18 protein-coding genes are annotated in these 14517 nt (G+C 34.6%); 11 read left to right on the plus strand and 7 right to left on the minus strand.

Going from position 1 to position 14517, the window contains the following annotated elements; translation table 11 throughout:
* Positions 1-78: 78 nt before the first annotated feature.
* The 7 genes from WKS98_RS03880 to WKS98_RS03910 all read right to left on the minus strand — a co-directional run bounded on the left by WKS98_RS03880 (position 79) and on the right by WKS98_RS03910 (position 6896).
* On the minus strand, positions 79-924 hold the full coding sequence (locus WKS98_RS03880) for a hypothetical protein (RefSeq protein WP_498917080.1): 846 nt from the start codon (positions 922-924) through the stop codon (positions 79-81).
* Complete coding sequence (locus WKS98_RS03885; protein ID WP_498917081.1) at positions 909-1625, minus strand: ABC transporter ATP-binding protein; 717 nt, start codon at positions 1623-1625, stop codon at positions 909-911. The genes WKS98_RS03880 and WKS98_RS03885 overlap by 16 nt, the downstream gene beginning before the upstream one ends.
* Positions 1609-1980, minus strand: a complete 372-nt coding sequence (locus WKS98_RS03890) for a GntR family transcriptional regulator (protein WP_498917083.1) — start codon at positions 1978-1980, stop codon at positions 1609-1611. The genes WKS98_RS03885 and WKS98_RS03890 overlap by 17 nt, the downstream gene beginning before the upstream one ends.
* A 59-nt stretch (positions 1981-2039) precedes the next feature.
* On the minus strand, positions 2040-3410 hold the full coding sequence (locus WKS98_RS03895; protein WP_498917085.1) for an aminotransferase class I/II-fold pyridoxal phosphate-dependent enzyme: 1371 nt from the start codon (positions 3408-3410) through the stop codon (positions 2040-2042).
* Positions 3411-4772, minus strand: a complete 1362-nt coding sequence (gene scfB, locus WKS98_RS03900; protein ID WP_498917087.1) for a thioether cross-link-forming SCIFF peptide maturase — start codon at positions 4770-4772, stop codon at positions 3411-3413. It lies immediately after the preceding gene.
* A 72-nt stretch (positions 4773-4844) separates the two neighbouring features.
* Positions 4845-4994, minus strand: coding sequence for a six-cysteine ranthipeptide SCIFF (gene scfA / locus WKS98_RS03905; protein WP_077064928.1), 150 nt, complete (start codon positions 4992-4994; stop codon positions 4845-4847).
* 114 nt (positions 4995-5108) lie between these two features.
* Positions 5109-6896 carry an ABC transporter substrate-binding protein gene (locus WKS98_RS03910; protein ID WP_498917089.1) on the minus strand — a complete coding sequence of 596 codons (1788 nt, stop codon included), beginning with the start codon at positions 6894-6896 and terminating at the stop codon, positions 5109-5111.
* 97 nt (positions 6897-6993) lie between these two features.
* Here WKS98_RS03910 and WKS98_RS03915 point away from each other — a divergent pair, with 97 nt between their 5' ends.
* From WKS98_RS03915 to rplV, 11 genes are all read left to right on the plus strand, one after another.
* Entirely contained in the window at positions 6994-8397 is a 1404-nt protein-coding gene (locus WKS98_RS03915) for a hypothetical protein (protein ID WP_498917091.1), read from the plus strand.
* A 144-nt stretch (positions 8398-8541) separates the two neighbouring features.
* The gene (locus tag WKS98_RS03920; protein WP_498917092.1) at positions 8542-9252 is read left to right on the plus strand and encodes a hypothetical protein; all 711 of its coding nucleotides are present in this window, start codon (positions 8542-8544) and stop codon (positions 9250-9252) included.
* A gap of 21 nt (positions 9253-9273) precedes the next feature.
* Positions 9274-9861: an amidase domain-containing protein gene (locus WKS98_RS03925; RefSeq protein ID WP_498917094.1), complete on the plus strand. Its 588-nt coding sequence runs from the start codon at positions 9274-9276 to the stop codon at positions 9859-9861.
* Positions 9862-9884: 23 nt separating this feature from the next.
* On the plus strand, positions 9885-10739 hold the full coding sequence (locus WKS98_RS03930; protein ID WP_498917096.1) for a hypothetical protein: 855 nt from the start codon (positions 9885-9887) through the stop codon (positions 10737-10739).
* A 342-nt stretch (positions 10740-11081) separates the two neighbouring features.
* On the plus strand, positions 11082-11390 hold the full coding sequence (gene rpsJ, locus WKS98_RS03935; RefSeq protein WP_237037267.1) for a 30S ribosomal protein S10: 309 nt from the start codon (positions 11082-11084) through the stop codon (positions 11388-11390).
* A 54-nt stretch (positions 11391-11444) separates the two neighbouring features.
* Positions 11445-12074: a 50S ribosomal protein L3 gene (gene rplC, locus WKS98_RS03940; protein ID WP_498917098.1), complete on the plus strand. Its 630-nt coding sequence runs from the start codon at positions 11445-11447 to the stop codon at positions 12072-12074.
* A gap of 20 nt (positions 12075-12094) precedes the next feature.
* Positions 12095-12718 (plus strand): 50S ribosomal protein L4, encoded by a 624-nt coding sequence (rplD, locus tag WKS98_RS03945; protein WP_498917100.1) that lies wholly within the window; start codon positions 12095-12097, stop codon positions 12716-12718.
* On the plus strand, positions 12718-13014 hold the full coding sequence (rplW, locus tag WKS98_RS03950; protein ID WP_237037270.1) for a 50S ribosomal protein L23: 297 nt from the start codon (positions 12718-12720) through the stop codon (positions 13012-13014). The genes rplD and rplW overlap by 1 nt, the downstream gene beginning before the upstream one ends.
* A 15-nt stretch (positions 13015-13029) precedes the next feature.
* Entirely contained in the window at positions 13030-13863 is an 834-nt protein-coding gene (gene rplB / locus WKS98_RS03955) for a 50S ribosomal protein L2 (protein WP_498917102.1), read from the plus strand.
* A gap of 15 nt (positions 13864-13878) precedes the next feature.
* Positions 13879-14163, plus strand: a complete 285-nt coding sequence (gene rpsS, locus WKS98_RS03960) for a 30S ribosomal protein S19 (protein ID WP_237037272.1) — start codon at positions 13879-13881, stop codon at positions 14161-14163.
* 12 nt (positions 14164-14175) lie between these two features.
* Positions 14176-14511, plus strand: a complete 336-nt coding sequence (rplV, locus tag WKS98_RS03965; RefSeq protein WP_237037273.1) for a 50S ribosomal protein L22 — start codon at positions 14176-14178, stop codon at positions 14509-14511.
* The last annotated feature ends 6 nt before the right edge of the window (positions 14512-14517 follow it).

Raw genomic sequence — 14517 nt, forward strand, 5'->3', positions numbered from 1 at the left:
TCTCTTATTTTTGTGTATGAAAAAAATTTAGTTGATGTCTTCAATTAAAAAAGGACAACCCGAAGATTGCCCTAAACACTATAAATCAATTTTATTATCTAACATATATCTAGTTAAGAAGTAATATACTATGCATAGCACTGTGAATAATATTGCCGATGCAAGGTTAAAGGATAGAAATGCACTTTGAGGAGTATCTTGTGCAAACATATCAAAACTTTTATATACCAATTCTATTCTCTTAAAAAACTCAACTCTATATGGCACCATTAGGTTTATAAAGTAAGCTGCTATTGAATGTGCAATAGAGAAAGCAAGGTAAACTAAAAGCCAAAGTATTCCTGAGTTGGATTCTTTAAATACCGCCTTTGTAAATGTTATGGAAAAATATAACAACACAAATGAAAAAATTCCTTCTACAAATCTTGCTACTAGTACAAATATAATATGGCTAATGTTTATTTCGTTTGCTGTCATTGCCATACGAATTGACTTTGCAGCTGCTTCATGAATATTTGGGATTAAAAACTTTGAGAAAAAGTAAAATCCTGCAAGTATTGTAATATTTAGTATTGCGGTCCATATTAATATATTTATAAGCTTTGAGTTTAAAAAGTCCTTTCCATTTATTGGAAGAGTAAACTTTAGTAGGGATTGATCGTTATATAAATCCCTCTTATAATTTGTAACTACATAAAAAATAAAGCATATTCCTATTGCCGTAGCAATTATTATGGATACTATTAGTGTTACTGGAAAGATTAGTCCAGTATCACTAACTGTGTTTAACCCTGGTTCAAGATTATCACCAGTAAAGGTTTTGAAACCAAGAAGTAGTAGTCCTGAAGCTACAAGCCCTCCTATTATTAGGTATAGGAAGTAGGATGCAGCCTTTTTAAATTCATATTTTAAAAGTTTTCCCATTGCAAACCTCCAAATACTTTTTTGTATTTTTCTTCTATAGAAGAGCCATCTCTTTCTCTAATATTTTCTGCTGTATCAAAAAGAGCTATCTCTCCGTCTTTAATAAATATAACTTGCTCAAAGATGTTCTCGATGTCCTTAACCAAGTGGGTTGATATAATCATAAGACTTTCCGGTGCGATATTGTCTATTATGGTGTTTAAGATTTCGTCCCTTGCCACAGGGTCAACTCCTGCAATTGGTTCGTCCATAATATAAATCTTTGCCTTTCTTGAAAGTACCATGGCAAGATGAAGTTTTTCGTTCATGCCCTTTGAAAGTGTAGATATCTTTTGACTTGGATTTAGACCGAGGCTTTCCAAAATCTTTACAGATTTTTCTCTGTCAAAGTCTTCATAAAAGTCTGCATAGTACTTTATGCAATCGGAAATCTTTTTAAAATTATATAAGATATCTTTGTCTGCAAGGTAAGACACAAATGCCTTTGTGGTCTTTCCTGGTTTGAAGTCATTAAGTAGTACTTCCCCTTTGTATGTGTTAATAAGACCTGCAATAATTTTTATTAAAGTTGTCTTACCAGATCCGTTTGGTCCTAGAAGTCCAATAACTTTGCCCGACTCTAAAGACAGGTTAACATCTTTTAGGGCGTAGTTACTTCCATATTTTTTATTTAATTCTCTTATTTCAATTAGATTGCTCATTCGCCTGCCACTCCTCTTCTAATAAATTGAAACATTCTTCTTTATTAAGTCCAAGGCTTTTTATTTCGCTATAGAAATTTGAAATAATCTCTCTGCCTTTATCGACTTTTAAATCTTTTAATATCTTTTCATCTGATGTTATAAAGTTTCCAAGTCCTCGTTGAGAATAGATAATCCCTTCATTTTTAAGTTCTTGAAAGCTTCGTTGAACAGTGTTGGGATTGACCTTTAAAATAGAGGACATGTCCCTTACAGATGGAATCTTTTCGTTAGGTTTAAGTTCGCCCCTAATAATCTTGTACTTAAAGTAATCCATAATCTGTACATAGATAGGTTGAAAATCGTTAAATTCCATATTACACCTCCTACTGTGTTATCTAAATAATACAGCAACATAATAGGAATGTCAATATTTTATTCTACATATAGATTGTTTAAGTCCTTTGAAAAGTCTGTAAATACCTTAACGCCGTTTTCAAATAGATCCATTAAATAGGAAATGTCTTCGCTCTTTATAACATCGCCCTTTTTAAGGTAAATGTTTCCCGGTGGATAGATGATTATATTTTCCTTTAGTTTTCGTCCTTTCGCATTAAGAAGGGAAACTCTATTGTCTTCTTTGTCGCTTTCTATATCTTCATGGGTTACAAAGTCTTTATAGTCCTTCATATTGAATGACCTAATCGCCTTTGAAAGGGCTTTAAAGTCTTCCTCTCTATCCATAGGGCTGGTTATTAACACCATAATATTTTTTGTAATCATCTCGATAAAAATATCGTGACGCTCAAGATGATGACGAAGATAGATGGAAGGGCTTGTGGTCTGTAGTATTATTCTTGAAAAGTCCTGCTTCAAGTCCTTTGAAAAATTAGGGTAAAATACAAAGTCTAAGTCTTCAATTGACTTATAGAAGTCATCCACATAACTCTTTAATTTTTCAAACTTCTCTTCTCCATGCTTTGCCATATAGGCACTTGCCAACTCCAAAGACATCATAAAGATGTATGAGGGAGAGGAGGTTTGAAGTTTTTCAATCATGTAAAGCACCTTTGAAATATCTTCATCACTCATATGGTGACCAAAGTTTATAACTGAAGTCTGTGTAAGTGCGGGCAAGGTCTTATGAAATGAGTTTACTGAAAGACTTGCTCCAAGCTCCATGGCATTTATTGTTAAGTCCCCGTGGTACTTAAGATGGGACCCATGGGCTTCGTCCACAAATAGATATACATCATTTTCCCTACAATACTTTGCAAGCTTTCTGATGTCCCTGGACAGTCCAAAGTAGTTTGGTCTTGAAAGGATAACCATCTTAATGTCTCTGTCTTTTTTTAAAACCTTTAAAAACTCTTCTTCTGAAATTGGAATTTCTAAGCCCGTATCTGTGCTTTCATGTTCCAAAATAATTGGTACCAGTTCATTAAGTTCAATTGCATTATAAACGGACTTGTGGCAGTTTCTTGCAATTAACACCTTGTCCTTGTGTTTTGTCAGTACCATTATGCCTGCAAGAATTCCCACGGTGGTACCATTGGTAAGGTAAAAAGATTTTTTAGAACCTCTTTCCTCGGTCAAAAGTTTTAAAGACTCTTCAATAATACCATTTGTATTATAAAGATTGTCTGCGCCATCAATCTCAGTGAAGTCAAGTTGTAGTAGATTATCTATAATTGGCTTATAAAGTTCAAAAGCATGGCCCTTATGCCCGGGCATGTGAAATCTTATTTTGTCGTTGTCTTTAAGTTTCATTAGACCAGACAGTATTGGCGTATTCAGTTTCGTCATTTAACTATCCTTTAACATCTTTTCAACTTCCGTATAGATTGCACATTCGGTTCTCTTCTTTTGCATCTCACAGCCAACAGCGTATGGCTTATGGATGTCGCCATTAAAGTTATATGCATTGGCATGGCAACCTCCAGAGCAGTAGAATTTGTTCCAACAGTCCTTGCAGTCGTCCTTTTCAAACACATGGGCTGAGCCAAAAAGTTTTTGCGTCTCTTCAGGCATTGTAAAGTCTTCGTCTAAGATATTGCCCATTTTAAAATCTTCGTTACCTACAAATTGATGGCATGGATAAACGTCTCCTTCTGGAGTAACAGCCACATATTCACAGCCGGCGCCACATCCTGAAACCCTCTTTAAGATACATGGCCCTTGGCTTAGGTCCACCATAAAGTGGAAGAATTTAAAAGGATCTCCTTCAACTTGAAGGTCTGCGTAGGTCTTTGCATAATCTTCATATTCCTTTAAAATAACTGGCAAATCCTCTTCCGTAATAGCATATGGATTGTTGTCAGGGTCCACCACCGGCTCTACAGAAGACAAATTAAAGCCTAGGTCTCTGAAAAGTTCTAAGTCATTTGAAAAGTCTAAATTATTTTTAGTAAAGGTTCCTCTAACATAGTATGATTTCTTTCCTCTTTTTGAAATCAGCTTTTGATACTTTGGAACGATTATGTCGTATGAGCCCTTGTCGTTTAGAGTAGGTCTCATCTCGTCATTGACTTCCTTACGACCGTCAAGACTAAGCACAACATTGTGCATGTTTTCATTTATATAGTCGATGATTTCGTCGTTTAATAAAATTCCATTGGTGGTTATTGTAAAACGGAAGTACTTTCCATTTTCTTCTGCAATTTTGTTTCCGTACTCCACAAGTTTTTTCACAAGAGGGAAGTCCATAAGTGGTTCGCCACCAAAGAAGTCAACTTCCAGGGCCTTTCTTGACCCGGAGTGGTCAACAAGGTGCTTAAGTGCCTTCTTACCAACCTCTTCCGTCATATAGGCCTTGTGTCCACCAAAGTCTCCTTGGGATGCAAAACAGTATTTGCATTTTAAGTTACAGTCATGCACCACATGAAGGCACATTGCCTTTAACACAGGCTCCTTATTTTTAATTGCATCAAAGTCGATGTAGTCGTCGGAGGAATAAAGCAGTCCATTTTTCTCCATGTTTTCAATTTCATCATAGCAGTCGGACACGTCCGACGCATCGTACTCTGAAAGTATTTCTATTATCTCTTCCTTATTCTTATCTTTATAGTAGTCTAAAATATCAAAAGAGATGTCATCAAACAAGTGAACTGCTCCACCATTAACATCAACTACGATATTTCTACCATGCATTTTATATTTATGAATCATAAAATCTCCTTCAAATTAATCCATTTAAATTTATAAAGTAAAAAAGGGATGAAATTAATCAACCCTTCTCGATTATCTGTTTTCGTTTTCACACTCTTGGTTACCTACAGTACAAGAAGTCTTGCAAGCAGATTGACAAGAAGTTTGGCATTCTCCACATCCACCTTTACAAGCAGATTCTTTAAGAGAATTACCTGAAATAGTAATAATATGTTTTTCCATTATGTACCTCCTCATTGGTTTTATTATAACATATAAAAGTTCAGTAGGAAATTAAAATTTTTATATTGTGAAAAATTGTGTAGAAAAAAGGCAATCCCTATGAAATTGCCTTAATTATTTTATTTCCTTCGCGCCTTCAGGTTTAATAACCTTCTTAGGTTGAGAGTTCTTTGTAAAAATATTTACATCATTATATTTTGGTTTTCGTTTAATAGAGGACTCATCAATTTTATATTTCTTTATATCCTTTTTTGAAGCTTCAAACTCTTTTATGTCCAGTTTGTTCAAATGTGTAAAGAACGAACTTCCGTTGGCATCTGCTTCTTCAATGTTTATAATTCTGTCATCTGTGGCAACAACTTTATTTGCAAAGAATAGTGGATACACCGGTTTATCTTCGTTTATAACACTTTGAATATTTCCATATAATTCAAGTCTTTTTTGAAAATCCATTTCGCTTTGGGCCTCTTGCCAAAGTGGATCCAATTCGCTATTAGAATATCCAGAATAATTTAAAGCGCCATCAGTCTTAAAAAAGTTTTTGAAATAATCGGGATTGTCATTTGAATCGTATTCAAAAAGACAGAAGTCAAAAACTTTAGAGTTTGGATCCTTTAGCTCTTCCAAATACTCCTCTTCATATAATGCCACCAACTCTATATCAATTCCTCTATTGATAAAGCTCTCTTGAATCGCCACTGCAAATTTTTCCTGTGGCTCTCCTGGGTCGAGAATAAAACCCATTTTTAGTGTAGAGTCCTTGTGTTCCCTTTGGAATTTTTTAATGTATTCAATGGCATTTCCACTGGCCATTTCATCCACTATATTGTCGTCATATTTGTAGAAGTTATTGTGACCAAACACAGAGCTTGCTCTGGATACATTTGTGTTGTCTCCAAATGTTGAAGATAAATTGTATGAATTTATTAAGTTGCATATGGCGTTACGCATTTCTTTGTCTTTAACAACGGGATTATTAACTTTAAATAAGAGGGACTTTACATTACCCGATTCAACGGCCTTTATGTTGTAAAAGTCCTTTACAAAAGCGTCAACGTCGTTTCCTAAAATATATCCACCTTGTATATTGTAGTCCAGCATGTCGTATCTTGGAGAGCTGTAGTGGGCCACATTTTTAATGCATAGTTTTGGTATATTGGCAGGCCCTTCAAAGTATTTGTCAAAGGCTTTAAACTTAAATTCATCCACATTGAAATGTTTGTCATGAACTTTTTTTTCGAACACATATGGTCCAGAGCCGATTAAGTGATTTTTGTCTTCAAATGTAAATTGCTTTGGAGCGTCTTTAAAAGTATTTTCCGGCACTACCTTTAAACTTTCAAGGGAATACTTAAAAGTAAAGGATGGCCTTGGTAATCTAAACTCAAGTTCCGTATCTGAAACTTTGTTCATGGTTATTTCTTTACCATCAACTAAAAAACTATCAAGATATACCGTGTCCTTATTTTCGTAGCTATATTTAATTGAAAAGATAATATCATCCACAGTTATCTTCTCTCCATTATGCCAATAGAGATTGTCTTTTAATTTTAAATTATAAACAGTTCCATCTTCAGAAGAGGTTAAACTATCTGCCAAAAGATAATTGTACTCCTCTTGGTGATACTTTTGCTCTATGGAAAAAAGATTTTGGTACAGCATGGATGTAATTATTTTTGAAGATTCGTCTTCGTTATAAAAAGGATTTAAATTTTCTACAGTGTCAATGACTCCAAATTTTATTTCATCCTTTAAAGGGGTCTGAAAAGCAATTCTTCTTTCCAAGGTCTCCTTTTCATCTTCAAAAAGTTTTTTTGCATCGTTATCCGCCGCAGTTCCTGCACAAGAAGTTAAAACTAAGGTCAGGGCGAATAGCGTTATAAGTTTTTTTAATTTAGTCATTGGTACCTCCTGTTAATTATTATTGCAAAAAAACAAGATGGTTTCAATAGCGATAATATTATGTTCGTATGCTATAATAAAAAAGAAGGAGGTTCATATGATAATCAATCTACAATTCACTTATATAATATTTTTCTTTATACTAACAACTGTAATTTCAATTTATTTATATAAAAGAGCGGCGGGCACATTGTCCCTTGAAAAACTGGGACCAATATCACTGACATTTTACTTTTTGTATTTCCTATCATACTTAGGAACTACATTATTAAACCTAAAGATCGCAGACCATTCCATGATGCGTTACATGAGGCATTGGCAAATGGTTACGGATGCATTTTTTATAATTTCAGCACTAATGATAATCTTCCCAGGGGTAATAATTCTCTGTAACAAAATATTTAAGTATAACCCTTTGACCTATGAAGAGTACAGGACAAAGAAGCTTACTTCAAAGTCATCGGAAGACGCTCAGTTTACAACAATGGTGTTGGCGTCAATCGTCTGTATAGCGGCGGTGATATTTGTATTTGTGAAACTTGGCACTGAACACAATCCCTATCTTGCCATGATAAGAGGGGGAAGTAAGGACCAACTTGCGGTGCTAAGAAATGTAATTGCAAATGAATTTACTGGAATTTCTGGATATATAAAAAATATTTTTGCACTAACAATGACACCTTTTCTGTCCTATGTTGCATATGTGCATCTTAGAAACACAAAGGAGAAGAGATGGCTAGTGCTATTTATCATCCTATTTATGTTTTCAAATATGATGGTGTTTTACAATCTTCAAAAGGCAACCCTTGTAATGTATTGGCTTAACTTTATAGTTCTATCATTAATATATGGAGACAGGGTAAAAGTAAAATACCTTATAGCCTTTGGAGTTATAGGATTTATTACACTGAACTTGATGTACTACTTTATTTCAAAAGTAGAACTTAGCAAATTATTGTCACCGGACAATCCAATCTTTTCAAGACTATTTATAACAACACCCATGGGCTTTTTGCTTCACCTAGAAGTATTCACATATAGAATGCTTCCACTTATGGGAGCGTCACTACCAAAGATTATAAGTGCTCCTCTATTTGGATTTAGTGAAGTTATTAGATCTTCATCAGTTGTTATGCAGTCAGTAAACTTTATTGGAGAGAGGTCCGGCCAAGCGGGAGTGTATAATGGTCTATTTTTAGGAGAAGCCTATGCCAACTTCCAAATACCTGGAATATGGATTGCAATGATTCATGTGCCAATAGTGTTCTTTGCATTAAATTTAATTTTTACTCGCTTGCCAAAGACAGCTATAAATGTATCGCTGTTTTCGTATTTAACAGTTGCATTTTTATTAACCCTACATGGAGGATACGCAGACTATGTATTCAATGTGATTTGGGCAATAGTAGTTGTGGCAAGTATATTGATGGGAGTGTTTAGTAAGCTTTTAGACAAGTTAATTTTTGAAAAGAGAAGTCAAAAGAAAAACGAAACAGTATAATTGATTTTAGGCGGCGAGTATTCGCCGTTTTTTTATGGAAATTTGTTTTAAAAATGGAAAAGAAATATTTACAGAATTATAAGATAATGTTATAATAAAGATGAATGACTATAACGTTTATCCGAATATATTGAGGAGGTATATATGATGAAAATTCTAAAAAAAGTAATGGCGATAATGCTGGCGATTTTATTAGTATTGCCTGCTAGGGGTATGTCTTATGCTGATGAAGAGAATCTTAACGAAGAAGTCTTAAACATTGCGGAAGAATTCTTAACAAATTATTGGATTCCATCTAATGAAATAGATTATTTCGATTTAGAAAATCGTTTTCTAGATCCTTCAAATAACCTTTTCAATAAAGAAATTGAAGCCAGAGTAAATTTTTCTAATTTAAGAGTAAAGGTAAATAAGGAAAATGGAGGAAATGTAATTGGTCATGAATTACATCAAAGTAAGGACATGACCTGTGAACAAGATGGAAATATATATACGGTAAAGGCAAATTGCGAAATAATATATTTATTTAAGGAAGAGGATAACTCTATAAGTAGAATCAGCTCTGAATTAACTGATGTTATTTTAAAATTTGAAAAAACAAACGAAGGATTAAAATTAATTGACTTAGTAGATCCTATTTCTTGCTATTTTAACAAAGACGTAGGAATAAATGGACTTACAGAAGAGAAAGAACCTTATTCTGTAGATCCTGCAACAGATTTACAAAATAATGCAAGGTCTTTAAAAAGTACAAAATCAGCTACCACTGAAGAAGACAAGGAATTAAATATTCAAAAAGCAGAAAAAATTTTAGAAAACAGAGCTTTAATGAATTTAAATTCTAATTATGAATAAGATTTAAATGATATAGAAATAATGCCGTATTCTTCTATCAGAAAGTTAGATAGAACAAAGGCAAGAAACTATGCTGTAAAATGGGTGACAACACCTCCATACTGCGATTCAAGTAGATATATTCATATACCTACAAAACATCCTAGAAATTATGATTGCGCAAATTTCGCTTCTCAAGTTTTACACGAGGCAGGAGCACCATTTACAGGTACGGATATATCGAAAAGAAAACTTCCGAATGAGTGGTTTGCTATGAATAGAGGAAATAATTATTCTTATGCTTGGGCTTCGGCTTCAATGCTAAAGGAATTTCTTATTATGAATAGGAAATCATACCAAAAGACAGGACCTCAATACTGGAGAGGCACATGGTTTGATAGAGGAGAAGATAACACTTTATATCCTGGAGATTTAATATTTCTATGCTTAACTACAGGTCCCAATAATGGAACTGCTAAACATACATTAATTTGCTCTAAAGAAGGAGGAAGAAACAGAGCTTTATATTGTTCTCACAATTCATATGAAAAAGATCAACCTCTTTGGAGAAAGTTAAATAATAATGTATATCCACGAGCAGTTGGATTAAATATTGAATATAGATACTAAATACATGAATGGAATGAAATAAAATGAAAAGATTTTTAATGCTTATTTGTGTTGTCTTTCTTTTAGCGGGATGCACAAAAAAATCTAACTTAGAATTATTTGGATTACGATTTGATGAAATAAAAGAAAGTGATGCAAAATATGCTGAAGTAAAAGAAGAAATAGATAATAGGTACATTGATATCTCAGTTTTAGACAGAGAACGAAATGACCTAGCTGTTGAAAAGTTAAAGGCCCTTGACTTTTTATCTAAAGAGGACTCACCTGTAATATATAAGAATGAAAAAGGTTCAATTGTAGTTCTTGACGCTAAGGAAAAGTTGGTCTTCTATCATAAAGCTAGTGGCGATGCTGATTTAAAACTTAAAGACATAATGGATTCAAATTATTTAGAAGATGGATATGACAAGGTTAATGAAATAAAAAATGATAATGGCAATAGAGTTTTATTAACAAATTCTAAAAAATCCATAACTAACTACTTAGACTCCTATGAATTTATCTTTGATGGTGAATATGTAACTGACATTGTAAAAAGAAGGAATTCAGTTCTAAAGGAAGAGCCGAAGGTTTTAAGTTTGGGTGATGTTCTTGATAATCTGTTTAAAGAGTTAGGTCAAGGTGAGTACAAAGACATTAAGCCTGAAGATATTGACAAGGACAAATGTGAATTACTTGTTACAAATATGCTTTATGAGAGCTTGAAAGTAAATGGGGAAGAGATTCTAACTATGGGAACTCCTTCAGAAGATTTTAAAAGTGAATTTGGAATTATGTTATATAGAATACCTACTAAGGACAATAAAAAAGTATATTATATAGATCCATTTTCTGGAAAGTGGATAGCGAGCTTCGACAAGGACATTTTAAATAATTAAAAATTAATTTTGAGCGGCGGTTCCGTCGCTCTTTATATGTATATAAGAAGAAGGGAACGAAAAAAAGTAAAATTTTCAAAAAAAATTAAAAAAACTTTGAAAAAGACTTGCATTAATCCCATATGTCATATATAATGTATGAGTGTCAAAAATAGGAAAAGCGTAGAAACGGTAGGTTGCTGAGGTTTCTCAGGGAATTTCCGTGGAGTAAGTCTGGCACGATTCAGGCGAAAAAGATTACTTGGACCGAAAGGTCTTTATAAAATTGTTGACACGATACACCCGGATGGGTTGACGCCGAAAGTAATCAGACGCTTCCAAAATTTTAAGGAGGTGCCTATAATGGCAAAACAAAAGATAAGAATTAGACTAAGAGCTTATGACCATGAGTTAATCGATCAATCTGCTCATAAGATCGTGGACGCAACTAAGAGAACTGGTGCACAGGTTTCAGGACCTATTCCTCTTCCAACTGAAAAGGAAATCATCACTATCTTAAGATCTGTTCACAAACACAAAGACAGTAGAGAGCAGTTTGAGCAAAGAACACATAAGAGATTAATCGATATCGTGGAACCAAACCAAAACACTTTAGAAGCTTTAAAGAAATTAAATCTTCCAGCAGGTGTTGATATCGAAATCAAGCTTTAATCTTAGTATGATTGTAAGTGGACAATCCGCTGTAAGTAATTAGGAGGTGTGCTCATGAAGAGTATATTGGGAAAGAAAATTGGGATGACTCAAATCTTCGCTGAAGGTGGAGAAGTTATTCCGGTAACTGTTATAGAGGCAGGCCCTATGATAGTTACTCAAATTAAGTCAGAAGAAACTGACGGATATAATGCAGTTCAAGTTGGCTATGTTGACATGAAAGAACATAGAGTAAGCCAACCGCTGAAAGGTCACTTTAACAAAGCAAATGCAGGATTCAAGAAATACTTAAGAGAGTTTCGTGTAGACGACACTGCTGCTTATGAACTTGGTTCTGAAATTAAAGTAGACGTATTTAATGATGTAGAAAAGGTTGATGTATTTGCAACTTCAAAAGGTAAGGGAACTCAAGGTGCTATCGTAAGACATAACTACGGTAGAGGACCTGAAGCTCACGGATCCAAATCACACAGAGTTGCTGGTGCAAGATCTGCTTCTGCATATCCAGGACGTGTATTTAAAGGTAGAAAAGGTAGCGGTAAGATGGGTAATGAACGTGTTACTGTTCAAAATCTACAAGTTGTTAGAATTGATGAAGATAAGAATCTAATTTTAGTTAAGGGAGCTGTTCCCGGACCTAAAGGTGGACTTGTAACAATAAGAGAGTCTGTAAAGGCTAAATAGTTTAGGAAGGGGGATGGAATATGCCTAGCATTAAAATGTTAAACCAACAAGGCGAAGCTGTTGGTGATATAGAACTAAGTGAAGCTATATTTGGCGTAGAAGTTAATGAACATGTAGTTTACGAAGTTGTTAAAAATCAACTTGCAAATAGAAGACAAGGCACTCAATCCGCAAAGACGAGAGCTGAAGTTAGAGGCGGAGGAAAGAAACCTTGGAGACAAAAGGGTACAGGACGTGCTCGTCAAGGTAGTATCAGAAGTCCTCAATGGAGAGGTGGCGGTATTGTATTTGCACCAAAACCAAGGGACTACAGCTACAAACTACCTAAGAAGGTTAAGAGACTTGCTATTAAGTCTGTTTTAACTTCAAAGGTTAACGAAGAAGAACTAATCGTGTTAGATGCTTTAAAATTTGATGATTTCAGCACTAAGACAGCTAAAGGTGTACTAAACAACGTAAAAGCTTTAAAGAAGGCTTTAGTAGTTATTGGGGAAGACGACAAAAAGATTATGAAATCTTTTGGAAACATTCCTGGAGTTATCGTAGCTACTGCTGACAAGATCAACGTTTATGATATCTTAAAACACGACTCACTTATACTGACAAAAGACGCAGTTGAAAAGATTGAGGAGGTGTTCGCATAATGATGTCACCTTACGATATTATTATAAAACCTATTATAACTGAAGCTTCCATGGATAATATGGACAAGGGAGTTTATACATTCAAGGTTGATAGAAGAGCAAACAAATCAGAGATTAAAAAAGCAATTGAAGTTGTTTTCGGCGAAGGAGTTAAGGTTGCTAAGGTTAACACAATGACTGTTCCTGGTAAACTTAAGAGAATGGGCCAAAACCAAGGTAGAACACCTAGTTGGAAAAAGGCTATCGTAACTTTAAAACCGGATTCAAAAGATATTGAATTCTTTGAAGGAATATAGTTAGGAGGTAATTAAATGGCTATTAGAAAATACAAACCAACCTCTGCCGGCGTACGTGGAATGTCCGTACTAAGCTTTGAAGAAATCACAAAGAATAAAAAACCTGAAAAGTCACTATTAGTTGACTTAAAGAAGTCAGGTGGTAGAAATTCATATGGTAGAATTACTGTTCGTCACAGAGGCGGCGGTGCTAAGAGAAAATATAGAATAATTGACTTTAAGAGAGACAAGGATGGAATTCCTGCAACAGTAGCTTCCATCGAATACGATCCAAACAGAACTGCAAACATTGCACTTCTTCACTATGCAGATGGTGAAAAGAGATACATCCTTGCACCACAAGGACTTAAAGTAGGTTATAAAATAGAATCTGGGGAAGATGCAGATATCATGATTGGTAATGCATTAAAATTAAAAGACATCCCAGTTGGTACTACAATCCATAACATTGAGTTAAAACCTGGAAAGGGTGGACAACTTGCAAGAACTGCAGGTGCTGAAGCTCAATTAATGGGTAAAGAAGGTAAGTTTGCAACATTAAGATTACCTTCCGGAGAATTTAGACTTGTTCACCTTGAATGTCGTGCAACAATCGGTCAAGTTGGTAATACAACTCACGAACTTGTTAATATAGGTAAGGCTGGAAGAAGCAGACATTTAGGTAAGAGACCTCACGTAAGAGGATCTGCGATGAACCCGGTAGATCATCCTCACGGTGGTGGAGAGGGAAGAGCACCAGTTGGTCGTCCAGCGCCATCTACACCTTGGGGTAAAAAGGCTATTGGAGTTAAGACAAGAAAGAAATCCAAGAAGTCTAATAAGTACATTGTAAGAAGAAGAACTAAGTAATAAGGAGGGGTTTTAATGGGAAGATCCGTTAAAAAGGGACCATTTTGTGATGAACACCTTATGAAAAAAGTCGAAGCACTAAACGCTGAAGACAAGAAGAAGGTTATTAAGACTTGGTCACGTAGATCTACAATATTTCCACAATTTGTTGGACATACAATTGCGGTACATGACGGAAGAAAGCATTTACCGATTTATATAACTGAAGATATGGTTGGTCATAAGTTAGGAGAATTTGTTTCCACTAGAACTTTCAAAGGCCATATAGGAAGTAAAGAAAAAGGTAGTAAGGTTAGATAGGAGGATTAAGATATGGAAGTAAGAGCTATTTCTAAATATGAAAGAATATCACCTCTTAAAGTTAACTTTATTTGCAAAGAAATTAGAGGTAAAAATGTTGATGAAGCTTTGGCGATTTTAAAGTTCACTCCTAAAAAAGGAGCAAGACTTTTAGAAAAAGTTTTAAAATCTGCTATTGCCAACGCTGAACACAATTTCAACTTAGACAGAGATGAGCTTATTGTAGCCCACGCATATGCAAATCAGGCTCCAGTTATGAAGAGATGGAGACCTAAGGCTAAGGGTTCAGCTTATCCGATCTTAAAGAGATCAAGCCACATTGGCGTTGTTGTTAAGGAAAGAGAATAAGGAGGG

This window comes from Lagierella sp. ICN-221743 (genome assembly GCF_037890055.1).
GTDB lineage: Bacteria > Bacillota > Clostridia > Tissierellales > Peptoniphilaceae > Mediannikoviicoccus.

Excerpts from the sequence above, each read along its gene's own strand:
- WKS98_RS03925 (WP_498917094.1), top strand. The coding sequence starts at position 9,274 with ATGCCGTATTCTTCTATCAGAAAGTTAGATAGAACAAAGGCAAGAAAC.
- WKS98_RS03885 (WP_498917081.1), bottom strand. The coding sequence starts at position 1,625 with ATGAGCAATCTAATTGAAATAAGAGAATTAAATAAAAAATATGGAAGT.
- WKS98_RS03890 (WP_498917083.1), bottom strand. The coding sequence starts at position 1,980 with ATGGAATTTAACGATTTTCAACCTATCTATGTACAGATTATGGATTAC.
- WKS98_RS03930 (WP_498917096.1), top strand. The coding sequence starts at position 9,885 with ATGAAAAGATTTTTAATGCTTATTTGTGTTGTCTTTCTTTTAGCGGGA.
- rplC (WP_498917098.1), top strand. The coding sequence starts at position 11,445 with ATGAAGAGTATATTGGGAAAGAAAATTGGGATGACTCAAATCTTCGCT.
- scfB (WP_498917087.1), bottom strand. The coding sequence starts at position 4,772 with ATGATTCATAAATATAAAATGCATGGTAGAAATATCGTAGTTGATGTT.
- WKS98_RS03880 (WP_498917080.1), bottom strand. The coding sequence starts at position 924 with ATGGGAAAACTTTTAAAATATGAATTTAAAAAGGCTGCATCCTACTTC.
- rpsJ (WP_237037267.1), top strand. The coding sequence starts at position 11,082 with ATGGCAAAACAAAAGATAAGAATTAGACTAAGAGCTTATGACCATGAG.
- scfA (WP_077064928.1), bottom strand. The coding sequence starts at position 4,994 with ATGGAAAAACATATTATTACTATTTCAGGTAATTCTCTTAAAGAATCT.
- WKS98_RS03920 (WP_498917092.1), top strand. The coding sequence starts at position 8,542 with ATGATGAAAATTCTAAAAAAAGTAATGGCGATAATGCTGGCGATTTTA.
- WKS98_RS03910 (WP_498917089.1), bottom strand. The coding sequence starts at position 6,896 with ATGACTAAATTAAAAAAACTTATAACGCTATTCGCCCTGACCTTAGTT.
- rplW (WP_237037270.1), top strand. The coding sequence starts at position 12,718 with ATGATGTCACCTTACGATATTATTATAAAACCTATTATAACTGAAGCT.
- rpsS (WP_237037272.1), top strand. The coding sequence starts at position 13,879 with ATGGGAAGATCCGTTAAAAAGGGACCATTTTGTGATGAACACCTTATG.
- rplB (WP_498917102.1), top strand. The coding sequence starts at position 13,030 with ATGGCTATTAGAAAATACAAACCAACCTCTGCCGGCGTACGTGGAATG.
- rplV (WP_237037273.1), top strand. The coding sequence starts at position 14,176 with ATGGAAGTAAGAGCTATTTCTAAATATGAAAGAATATCACCTCTTAAA.
- WKS98_RS03895 (WP_498917085.1), bottom strand. The coding sequence starts at position 3,410 with ATGACGAAACTGAATACGCCAATACTGTCTGGTCTAATGAAACTTAAA.
- rplD (WP_498917100.1), top strand. The coding sequence starts at position 12,095 with ATGCCTAGCATTAAAATGTTAAACCAACAAGGCGAAGCTGTTGGTGAT.
- WKS98_RS03915 (WP_498917091.1), top strand. The coding sequence starts at position 6,994 with ATGATAATCAATCTACAATTCACTTATATAATATTTTTCTTTATACTA.